The organism is Spirillospora sp. NPDC000708 (assembly GCF_040299565.1).
Taxonomy (GTDB): domain Bacteria; phylum Actinomycetota; class Actinomycetes; order Streptosporangiales; family Streptosporangiaceae; genus Spirillospora.
Genome location: NZ_JBEPCJ010000042.1, coordinates 22,854 through 37,435 on the forward strand (window position 1 = coordinate 22,854; position 14,582 = coordinate 37,435).

Annotated in this window: 12 protein-coding genes; 4 read left to right on the forward strand and 8 right to left on the reverse strand. The window is 76.3% G+C overall.

Features of this window, described 5'->3' with window-relative positions; translation table 11 throughout:
• Nucleotides 1-18: 18 nt before the first annotated feature.
• From ABT299_RS27395 to ABT299_RS27405, 3 genes are all read right to left on the reverse strand, one after another.
• Nucleotides 19-4,626 carry a cation-translocating P-type ATPase gene (locus tag ABT299_RS27395; protein ID WP_500252458.1) on the reverse strand — a complete coding sequence of 1,536 codons (4,608 nt, stop codon included), beginning with the start codon at nt 4,624-4,626 and terminating at the stop codon, nt 19-21.
• 96 nt (nt 4,627-4,722) lie between these two features.
• A complete protein-coding gene (locus ABT299_RS27400; protein WP_500252459.1) occupies nt 4,723-5,124 on the reverse strand; it encodes an isoprenylcysteine carboxyl methyltransferase family protein in 402 nt (133 codons plus the stop codon).
• A 139-nt stretch (nt 5,125-5,263) separates the two neighbouring features.
• Nucleotides 5,264-6,358 carry a type III polyketide synthase gene (locus tag ABT299_RS27405; RefSeq protein ID WP_277819873.1) on the reverse strand — a complete coding sequence of 365 codons (1,095 nt, stop codon included), beginning with the start codon at nt 6,356-6,358 and terminating at the stop codon, nt 5,264-5,266.
• A 102-nt stretch (nt 6,359-6,460) separates the two neighbouring features.
• Here ABT299_RS27405 and ABT299_RS27410 point away from each other — a divergent pair, with 102 nt between their 5' ends.
• The 4 genes from ABT299_RS27410 to ABT299_RS27425 all read left to right on the forward strand — a co-directional run bounded on the left by ABT299_RS27410 (nt 6,461) and on the right by ABT299_RS27425 (nt 9,499).
• A complete protein-coding gene (locus ABT299_RS27410; RefSeq protein WP_500252460.1) occupies nt 6,461-7,102 on the forward strand; it encodes a response regulator in 642 nt (213 codons plus the stop codon).
• Nucleotides 7,077-8,303 carry a sensor histidine kinase gene (locus ABT299_RS27415; protein WP_500252461.1) on the forward strand — a complete coding sequence of 409 codons (1,227 nt, stop codon included), beginning with the start codon at nt 7,077-7,079 and terminating at the stop codon, nt 8,301-8,303. Before ABT299_RS27410 ends, ABT299_RS27415 begins: the two co-directional genes overlap by 26 nt.
• A 71-nt stretch (nt 8,304-8,374) precedes the next feature.
• Nucleotides 8,375-9,043, forward strand: coding sequence for a hypothetical protein (locus ABT299_RS27420; RefSeq protein ID WP_500252462.1), 669 nt, complete (start codon nt 8,375-8,377; stop codon nt 9,041-9,043).
• 102 nt (nt 9,044-9,145) lie between these two features.
• Nucleotides 9,146-9,499 carry a PRC-barrel domain-containing protein gene (locus ABT299_RS27425; RefSeq protein ID WP_500252463.1) on the forward strand — a complete coding sequence of 118 codons (354 nt, stop codon included), beginning with the start codon at nt 9,146-9,148 and terminating at the stop codon, nt 9,497-9,499.
• Nucleotides 9,500-9,559: 60 nt separating this feature from the next.
• Here ABT299_RS27425 and ABT299_RS27430 read toward each other — a convergent pair whose 3' ends face one another.
• The 5 genes from ABT299_RS27430 to gcvPB all read right to left on the reverse strand — a co-directional run bounded on the left by ABT299_RS27430 (nt 9,560) and on the right by gcvPB (nt 14,472).
• Nucleotides 9,560-10,225 (reverse strand): VTT domain-containing protein, encoded by a 666-nt coding sequence (locus ABT299_RS27430; RefSeq protein ID WP_190854866.1) that lies wholly within the window; start codon nt 10,223-10,225, stop codon nt 9,560-9,562.
• 78 nt (nt 10,226-10,303) lie between these two features.
• The gene (locus ABT299_RS27435) at nt 10,304-10,945 is read right to left on the reverse strand and encodes a GntR family transcriptional regulator (RefSeq protein WP_190854864.1); all 642 of its coding nucleotides are present in this window, start codon (nt 10,943-10,945) and stop codon (nt 10,304-10,306) included.
• 42 nt (nt 10,946-10,987) lie between these two features.
• Complete coding sequence (locus tag ABT299_RS27440) at nt 10,988-11,746, reverse strand: SDR family NAD(P)-dependent oxidoreductase (RefSeq protein ID WP_500252464.1); 759 nt, start codon at nt 11,744-11,746, stop codon at nt 10,988-10,990.
• A gap of 42 nt (nt 11,747-11,788) precedes the next feature.
• Nucleotides 11,789-12,904: an ATP-NAD kinase family protein gene (locus tag ABT299_RS27445; RefSeq protein WP_500252465.1), complete on the reverse strand. Its 1,116-nt coding sequence runs from the start codon at nt 12,902-12,904 to the stop codon at nt 11,789-11,791.
• Complete coding sequence (gene gcvPB / locus ABT299_RS27450; protein WP_500252466.1) at nt 12,901-14,472, reverse strand: aminomethyl-transferring glycine dehydrogenase subunit GcvPB; 1,572 nt, start codon at nt 14,470-14,472, stop codon at nt 12,901-12,903. The genes ABT299_RS27445 and gcvPB overlap by 4 nt, the downstream gene beginning before the upstream one ends.
• Nucleotides 14,473-14,582 lie beyond the last annotated feature (110 nt).

Genomic DNA, 14,582 nt, shown 5'->3' on the forward strand with positions numbered 1-14,582 from the left:
CCGGCGGCGCGGCGGTCGTCAGGCCGGTTCGGGGACGGGGGCGGGGGACGGCAGCAGGCGCGGCGCCAGGGCGGCGGCCAGCGTCGCCGCCACCGCCGACGCCGTGACGATCGCCCAGGCGCCCGGCCCGAGCGGCGTGCAGCCGAAGAACCCGCTGACGCCCGGCGTCTCGATCACCGCGACCAGCGCGGCGGCCGAGACGGCGCAGGTCGCCATGACGAGCGGGCTGCGCCAGCGGGAGATCAGCGTCTGCCCGAGCTGCGCGCCGACCAGCGCGGCGAGCGCCATCGTGGAGGCCCGGCGGCGGCCCCCCGGGACGAGCCGGGTCAGCCGTCCGAGCTGCCAGGACACCAGCGCCGCCGCGGCGGTCGCGGTCCCGCGGACGGCAAGCGCCCGCCGCATCTCGCGGCCGGTGAAGCCGCGGACCGGCTCGCCGCCGAGCGGCGCCGCCCCGTCCCCGCCGTAGTCGGCCGGCGTGATCGCGACGGCGAGCGCCGGGAGCATGTCGGTGAGCATGTTCACCACGAGCAGCTGCCGGGTGCTGAGCGGCGCGTCCCCGCTGAGCGCGGTGCCGAGGACGGTGAAGGAGACCTCGCCGGCGTTGCCGCCGACGAGGATCGCGGCGGCGTCGCGGACGCTGTTCCACAGCGCGCGGCCCTCGCGCAGCGCGTCCAGGATGAGCGCCGTGTCGGGGGCGGTGAGGACGAGGTCGGCGGCGATGCGGGCGGCGCCGGAGCCGCGGCCGACCACCGCGATGCCGACGTCGGCGCGGCGGATGGCGGCGGCGTCGTTGGCGCCGTCGCCGGTCATCGCGACGACCCGGCCGGCCCGCCGCAGGTCCTTGACGATCCGGACCTTCTGCGCGGGCGACACGCGGGCGAACACCGCGGCCCGCTGGACGGCGGCGATCCGGTCGGCGGCGGCCATCGCGTCGAGCTCCGCGCCGGTGAGGACCCGGTCCGCGTCGGGGATGCCGAGCTCGGCGGCGACGGCCGCGGCGGTGTCCGGGTGGTCGCCGGTGATCATGGTGGTGCGGACGCCCGCGGCGCCGAGCCGCCGCACGGCCTCCTGCGCGGTGGGCCGCGGGGTGTCGGCGATGCCGATGAAGCCGAGCAGTGCGAGGTCCTCGACGTGGTCGGCGATCCGGCCGCGCACCGCCCCGGGGTCGGGGACGGGGCGCTCGGCGATGGCGAGCACGCGCAGCCCCTGCCCGGCGAGCCGCCGCACGGTCGACGCGGCGGCGCGGCGCCGGGACGCGGTGAGCGGCTCGTCGCGGTTGGCGGAGGTGTGGACGCGGGTGCAGCGGGCCAGCAGCACCTCCGGCGCGCCCTTCACCGCGAGGACCGTCCGGTAGCCGTCGTGGCCGAGCGACGCCGAGAAGCCGCGGGTGGTCTCGAACGGCAGCTCCTCCGCGAGGGACCACCGGCCGTCCGGCGGCAGGTCGCCGACCCGGTCCAGGACGGCGCGGTCGGTGGCGTGCGGGACCTGCCGGCTCCCCGGCGGCGGGCACGCGCGCGCCGCGACGCGCAGGACGCGCCGCTCGCCCTCGCCGGTGAGCGGGTGCGGGCGGGCCGGGCCCGTCGCGCGGACGAGCCGGAGCCGTCCCTCGGTGAGCGTGCCGGTCTTGTCGAAGCACAGGGTGTCGACCCGGCCGAGCGCTTCGAGCGCCCGCGTCGAGCGGACCAGCACGCCGAGCCGCGACAGCCGCCGCGCCGCCGCGAGCTGGGAGAGGGTGGCGACCAGCGGCAGCCCTTCGGGCACGGCCGCGACGGCGACCGCGACGCCGGAGCCGAGCGCGCGCCGCAGCGGCAGGCCGCGCAGCATGCCGAGCACGGTGACCGCCGCGCCGCCGAGCAGCGTGGCGGGCAGCGCCTGGTGGGTCAGCTCCGCCAGCCGCGCCTGCATGCTGGACGAGGCGTCGGCCGTCCCGGCGAGCGCGGCGGCGCGCCCGCTCTCGGTGGCCTCGGCGGTGGCGACGACCAGGGCGATCGCGCTGCCCGCGACGACCGTGGTGCCCTCGTACAGCATGCAGTGCCGGTCGGCGGGGTCGTCGCCGGGCGACGGCTCGACGTTCTTGTCGACGGGCACGGACTCGCCGGTGAGGGTGGCCTCGTCCACCTCCAGGGACTCGGCCCACAGCAGCCGGGCGTCCGCCGGGACGAGGTCCTCCGAGCGGAGCTGGATCACGTCGCCGACGCGCAGCCGGCCGGCCGCGATCTGCTCGACGGCGGCGGTCCGCAGGTGCGCGAACGGGTCGGCGGCCGTCCGGTCCGGCGCGGCGGCGGCCCGCACCCGGCGGGCGCGGGTCTGCTGGCCGAGCATCAACTCGCCGAGGGCCTTCTCCGCGCGCATCCGCTGCGCGCCGCCGATCAGGGCGTTGCCCGCCATGACGCTGCTGACCAGCAGCGCGTCCACGCTGGAGCCGACCACGGCGGACGCGGCGGCGCCGAGCGCGAGCACCGGGGTCAGCGGGTCGTCGAGCTCCTGCCGCACCGCGGCGGCGAGCCGCAGGACGGCCTTCACCGGCCGTATGGCGGTCCGCTGCACCAGCGGGCCGGCCGTCCGCGGCTCCCGGTCCTCGCCGGGACCGGCGGCGCGGGCCAGCCGCCGGGCGGCCTCCTCGGCGGTGAGGGCGTGCCAGGCGTCCCGGACGACCGGGGGCGGCAGCGGCCGGTGCTCCAGCCGCCGGGCGCTCAGCCCGTTGGCGAGCATCGCCATGAGGGACGCCGCGTGCACGGGCGGCAGGTCCGGCCAGGACGCGACGGCCCGGCGCAGCAGCGGCCCGCCGACGCGCCGGCGGCGTCGGCGTCCCGCGATCAGCAGCGCGCCGAGCGCTGACGCGCTCAGCGACAGCTCCGCGGCCCGGTCGCTGGCGCGCCGCGCGGGACGGACGGCGGTCAGCAGCCGCCACGCGCCGGCGAGCCCGGGGCCGGTCACGAGGTCGGCGCGCCAGTCGGCGAGGCCGCGGCCGCCGCGGAGCACGCTCACGCCGACGTCGGCGGCGTCCAGCGCCTCGTCCTGCCCGCTGGAGATCGCCAGCACGACGTGGCCGTCGCGCTGGAGGCGGCGCACGGACTCCGCCAGGCCGCCGACGTCGACGGGGGAGTCGTCGCCCCAGGCGACCAGCTCCTGGATGCTGGCGTGCTCGGTCAGGACGACCACGTCGGCCGCCTCGTGCGCCGCCGACAGCAGCGCCTCCGCCAGGGGGTCGAGCGAGGAGCCGACCCGTACCCGGCCGCAGCGCCGGTCGCGCCGGTCCAGCAGGTCGAGGGTGACGCCCTGCGGGTCGGCGGGGCCGCCGGACGGGGCGTCCGGCGCGCGCGCGAGGCGCCACGCGTCCCCGTCGCCGTCCGCGGGCCAGGGGCCCGGTCCCGTGAGGTCGTCCGGCTCGCGGCCGGCCAGGACCGTGCCGGCGGCGCGCCAGACGTCCGCGTCGTCCATGCCTTCGGTGAGGGCGACGGCCGACAGCAGGCGCAGCTCCCCGTCGCACAGCACTCCCGAGTCGATGACGACGGCGTCGACCCGGTCGAGGCGGCGCAGCGCGGTGGGGTCGAGGACGACCGTGCCGCGGACCGCCAGGTCGTGCCCCAGCACCGCGGCGAACGCCTCCCGGCCGTGCCGCACCGCCTTCGGGACGGTCGCCAGCAGCAGGGCGGCGGCGGCGGACGCGTCCCGTGTGCCCGCCAGGACCGCGGCGCCGCCGAGCAGGTGCCCGAGCGCCGTCCGGTTCCCGGCCTTCTCGACCGGGCCGTCCGGCAGCGGACACGGCCGCTCGGCGCGGCCGGCGCCGGCGTGCGGCAGCTCCCCGGCGACCGAGAGGTCCGGTTCGCGGCGCCGCAACACGTCGCGGCGCGCCCCGATCTCGTAGAGCTGGAAGGCGCGGTGCGCGGCGTCGGCGGCCAGCGGGGCGATGCCCTGCCCGGCCCCTTGGACGACGGCGTTGGCGGCGCCGAGCAGCGCGTCGGCGCGGAGCCTGCCGAGCTGCCGCTCCAGCACCGATCGGCAGCGCGGCAGCGCGTCCGCGACGGACACCGCGGCCCGCACGGGGCTCGGCATCGGCGGGAGGTTCAGCAGCCGTGCGGCGACGGCGCCGACGGCCCCGGCGCAGTCGGCGACGAGCGAGGACGTGGCGGCCGCCCAGGCCGCGTCGTCGTCGGGCGGCATCGCGTGCGCGCCGTGGTCGAACGTGTCCGCGTCGTGCGCCTCTTCGACGTCCTCGATGATCGAGACGAGGTCGGCGGGGTCCACGGCGCCTTCTGCGTACGTCACCAAGACGCGGCCGGTGACCGCGTTGACCTCCGCCCAGTCCACGCCTTCGAGAGCGCGCAGCGCCTCCGTCAGCGCCCTCACGTACCGGCGGTGGCGCTCCCCGCCGCCCCCCAGCCCGTTGGTCTGTATGTGGGCCCGGCCGCCGTGCGCCCAGACCCGCCGCCTTCGCCCGCCCGAGGCGAGGGACGCGAAGGCCCCGAGGATGTGGGACGTGTGGCGCGCACCCGTCCGCACGCCGGTGGCGGTGGTCCGCGCGCCCAGTTCCGCGCCCTTGGCGGCCAGGCTCGACGCCGCGTCCGCGGCGGCGGCCGGAACGTTCAGCGCCGCCCTGGCCAGGGACGCTCCAGGAAACGCCACTGCCCGCCCCTCCCGCCCGCGCGGTTCGCCTTCCCCGACGATCGGCGGGTACCCGCGACCACGTTCAGTAAACGAGCGATGAACCCAGCGGAGTCGTCAGCGCGCGCTCTGCGCGGCCTCCGCGGGAGGCGCCTGCCGGAGCGCCGCGTTCTCGACGCGGAGCCGCACGGCCAGCATCCCGAGGTTCGCGACGGTGAAGACCGACGCCGTGAGCCACGCCGTGTGGACGAGCGGCAGCGCGACGCCCTCCGCGACCACGGCGACGTAGTTCGGATGGCGCAGGAGGCGGTACGGGCCGCGGTCGACGAGCGGGAGCCCCGGGACGGTGACGACCCGGGTGTTCCACTGCTCCCGCAGCGACGCGATGCACCACCAGCGCAGCGCCTGGGCGAGGACGGCGACGGTCAGCATCGGCCATCCGAGGGCCGGGACGAACGGCCGGTGCAGCAGCCAGACCTCCAGCGGCGCCCCCGCCAGCAGGAAGACCTGGACGGCCACGAACCCCGGATAGTGCCGCCGCCCGTACTCGACGCCGCCGCGCCGCCTGGCCCACGCGAGGTGGCGCCGCGACAGGGCGACCTCGGCGAGCCGCTCGGCGGCGACGAGCAGGATCAGCAGCGTGTAGGCGATCAGGGGGTCACCACCGCAGCAGCACCATCTCGGCGGAGAACCCCGGGCCGAGCGCCATGAGCAGGCCGGGCGCGCCGGGCGGCCGCGGCCGCCGCGCGATCGTCTGCTCCAGCACGTTGAGCACCGACACCGACGACAGGTTCCCGGCGCCGCGCAGCGACTCCCAGGTCAGGTCCAGCTCGCCGGAGTCGAGCCCGAACGCCTCGGCGATCGTCTCGATCACCTTGGGGCCGCCCGGATGGCAGACCCACGAGGCGATCTCGCCGGGGGACAGGCCGTGCCCCTGGAGGAACGCGGCGACGTCGTCGGCCAGGGTCGCCTTCACGTGGTCGACGAGGTCGGCGGCCAGCACGATGCGGAAGCCGTGCTCGCCGACGTTCCAGCCCATCAGCCGGGACGTGCCCGGGTAGAGGCGGCTCGCGGTCGCGACGACGCGCGGGCCCCGGCCCGGGCCGTCCGGCCGCCGCACGCGGACCCTCCGCCGGTCGCCGGCCGCGACCACGGCCGCGGCGCCGTCGCCGAACAGGCCGCTGCCCACCAGGTTCGCCACCGACGCGTCGTCGCGCTGGACCGTCAGCGAGCACAGCTCGACGCAGACCAGCACCGCGACCTGCTCGGGCCAGGCGCTCAGGTAGTCGTGGACGCGGGACAGCCCGGCCGCGCCGGCCGCGCAGCCCAGCCCGAACACCGGCAGCCGCCGGATGTCCTCGCGCAGCCCCACCCGCTGCGCCAGCGCGGCGTCCAGCGACGGGGTCGCCACCCCGGTCGACGAGCAGAACATCAGGTGGTCGACGTCCCCGGGGTCGAGGCCGGCGCCGTCGAGGGCGTCCCGGACGGCGCGTTCCGCCAGGTCCAGCGCGGTGGCGATGTAGGTGTCGTTGGCGGCGGTGAAGTCGGTGAGCCGGTCGTAGTCCTCGATCGGCAGCGCGAGGTTGCGGCCGCTCACCTGCGTCGCGGAGTGGAGCCGCGCGAGGAGCCGCTGGTCGGTCCGCACCGTCCCGGCGACGGCCTCGGTGATCTGCTGCTGGTCATAGCGATGTTCCGGAAGAACGGTCCGAACCGCCAGCACGCGCATGAGACCTCCAGCCCTCCCGCCTCCCATGCCCACCTTGACGGCGTCGATGCCGGTCGGACGGTGGTGAGGTGGTTCCGGTGCCGCGCCGGGCGGCTTCCGCCGGATGATCGCCGCCGCGACAATGGGGCCGTGCTGCGGCTGGCGATCGTCGACGACCACCCGGTGGCCCGGCGGGGCCTGGCGGCGATCCTCGCCGAGGACGCGGACGTCCGGGTCGTCGCCTCGGTCGCGGCGCCCGCCGCCCTGCCCGACCCGGGCGGCTGCGACGTGGTGCTGTGCGACCTCTACCTGGACGGGGACCGCCCGTCCGTCGCGGCGGTCCGGGAGCTGAGCCGGGTCACGCGGGTGCTGGTGGTGTCGGCGGCGAGCCGCCCGGCGGACGTGCTGGCCTGCATGGCGGCGGGCGCGGCCGGCTACGCCACCAAGGACATGGAGGAGGACGCGCTGCGGGCGGCGGTCCGCGAGGTGGCGGCCGGCGGGTTCGCCCTGTCGCCGCAGCTCGCCGCGATCGTCGGGGCGGCGGAGCGGAGCCGGCCGGGCGGCGAACGGACGGCGCTGACGGCCCGCGAGCGGGAGGCGCTCGACTGGATCGCCCGCGGGATGACGCACGCGCAGGCCGCGCGGCGGATGGGCGTCGCGCCGTCCACGGTCGACACGTACGTGAAGCGGATCCGCGCCAGGCTCCGGCTGGGCAACAAGGCGGAGCTGGCCTGGTTCGCCCGCAACCTCGCCGAAGGGGACCCCGGTGGACGCGGCGGCCCGCCCGGCTGACGCGGCGGCCCGCCCGGCTGACGCGGCGGCGGCGCGGGTGGTGCGGATGGAGGCGTGGTCGCTGCTCGCCACCCGGCTGGCGGCCCTGCTCAACGTCGCGGTGGCGCTGGGCACCGGAGCGGGCGGCGGGCAGCTGCTCGGCCTCGCCGTCGTCCTGGCGGCCGCGATGCTCGCGGAGTCGATGCTGCTGGCCGGGTGGGCGCTGCGGCGGGGCGGGCCCGATCCGCGGGCGGGCTGGGCGGACCTGGCGGCGGGCTGCGCCGCGCTCGCGGCCAACGCGGCGCTGGTCGCCGGCGCCGACGTCCACACCTGGGGGTTCTTCGCCTACCCGTACACGCTCGTCGGGTCGTGCGCGCTCGGCCTGCTGTTCCCGCGCGCCTGGCAGGTCGCGGTGGGCGCCGCGACGCTCGCGCTGGTCTACGGGGCCGCCGACCACCTGTCCAGCGGGCAGCCGCTGTGGAACGCCGTGCCGAACGCCGCCAGCTACCTCGGCATCGCGCCCGTCGTCTGGTTCGTCGCGCGGCAGCTGCGCCGGATGGCCGCGGAGCTGGACGCCTCCCGCGCGGCGGCGCTGGAGCTGGCGCGGCGGCGGGCCGTCGAGGCGGAACGGGAGCGCCAGTCGCGGATGCTGCACGACCGCGTCCTGCAGACGCTGGAGACCCTCGGCGGCGGGACGTGGGTCGCCGACGCCTGGATGCGCGACCAGGTGCGGGCCGAGGCGGCCTGGCTGCGCTGGCTCGTGGAGCGGGGCGGCGCCGTGCCGGACGGCGACGTCCCCGACCTGGCGTCGGGCCTCCAGGCGCTCGCGCGCGACCGCGCCCGCGACGGGCTGCGGGTGGCGGTGCGGTTTCCGCCGCCTCCGCACGACGACCTGTCGGGCGTGCCGGACGCGGTGGCGGGCGCGCTGCTCGACGCCTGCCACGAGGCCCTGACGAACGTGATCAAGCACGCCGGGACGGACCGGGCCGTGCTGGGGGCCGCCGTGGAGGACGGCGCGGTCGTGGTGACCGTCGTCGACCAGGGCCGCGGGTTCGACCCCGCCGCCCGCCCCCGGGGCCTCGGGCTGTCCCGCTCGGTCGAGGGGCGCGTGGCGGACGTCGGCGGCACCGTGCGGGTGGACGCGGCGCCCGGCGCGGGCACCTGCGTGGAGCTGCGCGTCCCGCTGCCGGAGCCGGGCCGGGACGCCGCCGACCAGCGCTGACCGTCCTGTCCCCGAAACCGGGGACGGCGCGGGCCTGGCCCGGTGATCGTCCCGGACCGTACAACGTGACCATGCACAACGTGAACCTTCCGCCCGGCACGGGCGGCGCGGGGCGGGGCGGGACGCGGCGGCTCCGCCTGGGCCTGTTCGCGGGAGCCGCGGCCCTCGTGACGACGGCGGCGGGGCTCGGCGCCGCCGCCTTGGCGTCGTCCGGCGGCGACGGCGCCAGGAGCGCCTCCCACACGTTCGCGCTCCCCGCCGAGGGCGAGAACGACGCGGTGCGCGCCCGCATGACGATGACCATCGGCAAGCCGACCCGGCACACCGGCTGCGGCCGGATGCGGACCGCCACCGTGTACCCGGTCACGCTGACCATCCACAACGACGACCCGACCGGCTGGACCGAGGACTCCGGCCGGAGCTCGACCCCGGGCCTGGAACTCGGCACCGGCCGGGCCGACGGCCGGCAGGACCCGGACGCGACGCCCGAGGACCCGTTCGTCGTGGCGGACTACAGCTGCCGGTCCTTCGAGGACGTCTCCGACAAGATCATGACGATCCCCGCGCGCGGAGCGGCGACCGTCCACCTGGAGCTGCAGGCGTCGGCCGCCCCGGCCCACGACCAGATCGTAGTCGCCGCCCTGCGGGCCGACTCGTTGACCAACGGCCTCGCCACGACGAAGGCCGTCTGGGCGCTCCGGCTCGACGGCGCCCCCTTCCCGCTGCCGAGCTCGTCCTGAGCCCCTTGTGAGCCCGCCGCCGCGCGGCACCGAGATATCCGCTCTGAACTGGGTAGATGTGGATTAAGGGGAAGAACGACTTGATGTCTGGGTGTGTGTGACATGTTCGCCATAGAGGACATGCGGGAGTGGCGGGGGCACGACGTGGTCGACCCGTCGGGGAGCCGGATCGGGGAGCTGGAGGCGGTGTACGTCGACACCGCCACCGACCAGCCGTCCTTCGCCACCGTCAAGGTGGGGCTGCCGACGCGGCAGCGGCTGGTGTTCGCGCCGCTCGCCGGAGCCGCCGTGGGGCCGGGGCACCTGCGGCTCGCCCACGACAAGAAGGAAGTGAAGGGCGCGCCCTCGATCGGCACCGACGGCGAGCTGCCCGCGAGCGAGGAGCAGGCCGTCTTCGAGTACTACGACCTGCCGTACGGGGCGGGCCCGACCGAGCGCCGGCTGGGCCGCCGCTGACCGCCCCCGAGCCGGGGGACGCGCTACCCCCGCTGACGCGCCCGCACGGCCGGGCCGGCGTCAGCGGGACCGGCGGTCCGCCGCCTCGTCCGCGTCCCGCCGGGACCCGCCGCCATGCCCGGACGGCCCGAACCGCTGCCACAGCCAGCGTCCGGCCTCGACCAGGACCGACACGCCGATGGCGATGCCGAGGCCGAGCAGCAGGCCCTTGAACGGGTCGTTCTGGAACGCCGCCCCGCCCAGGTAGCCGATCATCGTCGAGTACGTGGCCCACAGGCCGGTGGCGAGCGCGTCGAACAGCGAGAACGAGTGCAGCGGGTAGGCGACGGCGCCCATCACGAGGGTCGCGGCCGTCCGCCCGCCGGGGATGTAGCGGGCGATGAGCAGGACGAGGCCGCCGCGCTTGTCGAGGAGCTTCCCGGCCTGGTCGTAGGCCTTGCGGCGGCGGCTGCCCGGACGCAGCCATACCCGCTCCAGCCAGCCGCCCGCGTAGCGGCCGATGAAGTAGGAGACGTGGTCGCCGCAGAACGCGCCCGCCCACGCGGTGACGATCACCAGCGGCAGCCACGGCTTGCCGTGGTGGGCGAACACGCCCGCGGTCACCACCAGCGACTCGCTGGGGAAGATCGGGATGAAGGCGTCGACCATCGACAGCCCGAACAGCGCCACGTAGATCCACGGCGACGACATCAGGCCGCGCAGGTACTCCAGGATGGCGTCGCTCACGACCGGGAACCGTTCCCCGTGCCGCGGAACTGATGCACCGCGGCCCCGGACGGTGCGGCCGAGAAGACCGGTGGGCCGTCACGCCTCCAGGCGCTTGATGATCCGGTCCTTCCCGCTCATCCAGTTGGCCTTCAGCGCCACGACGGCCCCGGGCACGTCGCCCGCGACCAGCCGCTCGGCGATCCGCTCGTGCTCCTCCGCGGACCGTTCGAGGACCTCGCGGTCGCCCACCACGACCCGCTCGTACCGGTGCATCGTCAGCTTCAGCGAGGTGATGAGGTCCATGAGCCGCTCGTTCGGGCAGCCCGACAGCATCAGGTCGTGCCACGCGTCGTCGTAGCGCTCGATGACCTCGTACTCCGCCTCCGGCACCGAGAACGCCCGCGCCTCCTCCAGCAGCCGCGGCGCCACCGACCGCAGATGCCCGGGATCGGTCAGCTCCAGCGCCAGCGACTCCAGCGCCGCGACGATCGTGGTCAGGTCGTGGAACTCGCGGGGGCTCATCGGCGCGAACCGGAACCCCTTGCCCCGCTCGCTGACGATGATCCCCTCGCGCTCCAGCCCGATCAGGGCCTCGCGCAGCGGGGTGCGGCTGACCCCCAGCTCCGCGGCGAGCGCCATCTCGTTGATCGGCTGGTCGGGCGCGAACTCGCCGCGGCCGAGCCGTTCCAGGATCTCGTCCTTGATCTGCTCGCGCAGCGGGCGCCGTTCGATCGCCATGCTCGCGTCACCCTCTCCAGACGGCCGGCGGCCGCATCGTCGTCACGTCGTCCCGGCGCCGTCGACCGGGATCACCGCACCGCTCACGAACGCGGCCGCGTCGCTGGCCAGGAACGCCACCGTCCGCGCGATGTCGGCCGGCTGCCCGATCCGGCCGAGCGGCCGGTCGGCCGCGTCGGCGTAGAACGCCTCGGCCGGCTCCCCGAGCTGGCGGGCCTCCTCGGCGAGCATGCCGGTGGCCGTGTCCCCCGGACACACGCAGTTGACCCTGATCCCGCTCGCGCCGTGGTCGATCGCCATCGCCCGGGTCATGTTCACCACCGCGCCCTTGGACGCGCAGTACGACACCGCCCGCGCGCCGCCCTGGATGCCCCAGCCCGAGCCGGTGTTGATGATACTGCCGCCGCCCGCCGCCTCCAGCAGCGGAACGGCGTACCGGCTCATCAGCATCACCGACCGGACGTTGACCGCCATCACGAGGTCCCAGTCGTCCTCGGTGATCTCCGTGACGGTGGTGCGGCGGATGATCCCGGCGTTGTTGAACAGCACGTCGAGGCCGCCGAACCGGTCCCGCGCGGTCGCGACGGCGCGGGCGCAGTCGTCCGCCCGGGACACGTCCGCGCGGACGAACGCGGCGCGCCCGCCCGCCTTCTCGATGCCCGCCGCGACCTCGGCGCCCGCCTCGTCGACGTCGGCGAGGACGACGGCGGCGCCGAGCCCGGCCATCAGCTCGGCGGTGGCCCGCCCGATGCCGGACGCGGCGCCGGTCAGCACGGCGCGCTTGCCCTCCAGAGTGATCAACCGCTTCTCCTTCTCGTGAGATCAGTGGACGGGGTCGTGAGGTCAGTGGACGGGGTACATGGCGGCGCGGCCGTGCCCGGTCAGGACGGGGACGTGCCCGCGCAGTTCGGCGTCGAGGGCCTCGTCGCCGGTGTCGACGAGCAGCGGGCGGCCGCCGAGGCCCGCGAGCTTCGCCTCGGTCGCGACGACGATCAGCCGGTCGCGCCCGACGGCGCGCACGACGTCCGGGGAGATCTGCTGGTTGCCGCGGCCGAGCAGGAACCCCTGCCCGCCGATCGGCGTCACCGCCAGCCACGCCGGCGCCGACCGGACCAGTTTCTCCAACGGGCCGGACGCCACGTCCACCGCGACGGCGTGCCGGTCGCGCAGCACGTTGACGCCCATCACCGGCACGTCGGCGCCGAGCGCGGCGGCCACCGCCCGCATGGTGCCGCCCGGCCCGAGGACGAGCAGATCGGACGGCCCGGCCCGGTCCGCGAGCTCGGCGGCGATGCCCGCGACCGACGACGGGGACGTGACCGAACTGCCCATCTTGCGCTGCTGCACGCGGACCGGCACGTCCGGCACCGCCATGTGGCCGTGGAGCCGGGCCGAGACCCGGCCGTCGCGCACGGCGTCCTCGTCCAGGTCCATGACCTCGGCGGGGCGCGTCCCGGCGCCCGCGGCGAACAGCGCGGCGACCTCGCCGGCGGCCCGCGGATGGACGGCGAACACGGCCGAGTGCATCTTCACCCCGGTCGGGACGCCGAGCACCGGCACCTCAGCTCCGCCTCCGCCCCCGTCGCCGAGCGCGTCGCGCACGTCGCGGGCGGTGCCGTCGCCGCCCGCGAACAGCAGTAGGTCCACGAGCGGGGCGAGCGCGGCGGCGGCCGCCCGCGTGTCGGCGGCGGTGGTCGGGTCACCGGGCTCGTAGACGACCGTGGGCGCGAGCCCGGCGGTACGCGCGGCGTCGGCGCCCATCGGACCGGCGGCGGTCAGCACCTCCACCGGGCCGAGCCGCGACCGCAGCTCGGCCAGTGCGAGCGCGGCCCGCTCGCCCGCGCGCGGCACCGCGCCCAGCGCGCGCGCCCGCGCCTGAACGTCCGCGCCGTCGCTGCCCTTCAGCCCGGCCCGGCCGCCGATCCCGGCGACCGGGTTGACCACCAGCCCGAACCTCATCCGCCGAGGACCTTGCGGCGGTAGGCGCGCCAGGTCACCGACCACGTCGCGGGGTCCTCCAGGACGTCCTCGCGCGCGCGGTGCACGGTGGAGCGGTGCGGCGCCGTCCGCACGGTCTCCGGCTCCTCGCGGGCCTCGCGCGCCACCTCGGCGAGGATGGCGGCGTACTCGTCCAGGTCCGCCTTGGAGTAGGACTCGGTCGGCTCCAGCGTCATCGGCTCCGGGACGAGGAACGGGTGGTGGCTCGTCCAGTAGTGGGTGCCGAAGTCGGCCGTGCGGAGCCCGATGTCCTCGGTGTGCACGCCGGTCTCCTCCGCCAGCCGCTCCCAGCTGTAGCGCACCTGCTCGATCCGGCGCCGCCCCGCCGCGTACGGCGCGGACACGCCCGGGATCTCCAGCACCTTCTTCATCAGGTAGTTGTTGTTCAGCACCGCGACCTCGGCGGCCTCGCGCAGCCCGTCGGCGCCGAGCGACATGATCCACGCGTACGCGCGGACGAGGTTCGGCACGACGCCGTGGAACGGCCGGATCTTCCCGACCGACTGCGGGCGGTCGTCGTCCAGGCGGTAGCGCTCGCCGTCGAACTCGACCGTCGGCGTCGGCAGGAACGGCGCCAGCTCGGCGGTGACGCCGCAGGCCCCGGCGGCGGGCCCGCCGCACGCGTGCGGGGTGGAGAACGTCTTGTGCAGGTTGAAGTGGCACAGGTCGAAGCCGGCGTCGCGGGCCCTGGTGATGCCGAGGATGCCGTTGGCGTTCGCCTGGTCGTAGGCGCACAGCCCGCCCGCCTCGTGGACGATCCGGACGAACTCCTCGATCCGCGGGTTGAAGATCCCGGTGTCCTCCGGGTTGGTGATGAGCAGCGCCGCCGTGCGCGGCCCGACGGCGGCCTTGAGCGCCTCGATGTCGGGGTAGCCGTCGGCGTCCGGGTACAGCGTGATGACCTTGAACCCGGCGGTCTTCGCGCAGGCGGCGTTGGACGGGTGCGAGAAGATCGTCGTGATGACCTCGTCCCGCTCGGTCTCGCCGCGCGCGGCGAAGTACGCGCGGATCATCGACACGTTCGCGTAGATCGCGGCGGACCCGGCCCCCGGCTGGAGCGAGAACCGGTCCATCCCGGAGATCTCCTTGAGCAGCCCCTCCAGCCGGTGGACGATCTCCAGGACGCCCTGCACGGTCCGCTCGTCCTGCAGCGGGTGCAGGTCGGCGATGCGCGGGTCGCGGACGAACTGGTCGTTCACCTTCGGGCTGTACTTCATCGTGCAGGTGCCCTGCCCGACGTCGACGTTGAGGTCCACGCCGAGGTTCTCCTGCGACAGCCGCAGGTAGTGCCGCAGGACGTGCAGCTGCGACAGCTCCGGCAGCGCGGGCGGCTCGGCGCGGCGCAGCCCCTCGGGGAGCGTGTCGTCGAGCGGCACCTCGGGCGCGGGCACCAGCACGCCGCGCTCGCCGGGGCTGCCGAGCTCGAACAGCAGCGGCTCGTCCCAGCGGGCCTGGTGGAAGCGGCGCAGCGGCGGCTTCGGCCCGATCACGGCGTCGGCGCGAGAGACAGGGGAGCGGTCGGTCTTCACTTGATCCTCCGGGGAATGCCTTGGCCATCAGGCCGGAGAAGAATTCGAACTTCGTTCGCCCCGCTGCGGGGAGACCGGCACATTCCGAGAGCGGGGTTCCCCGACATGTG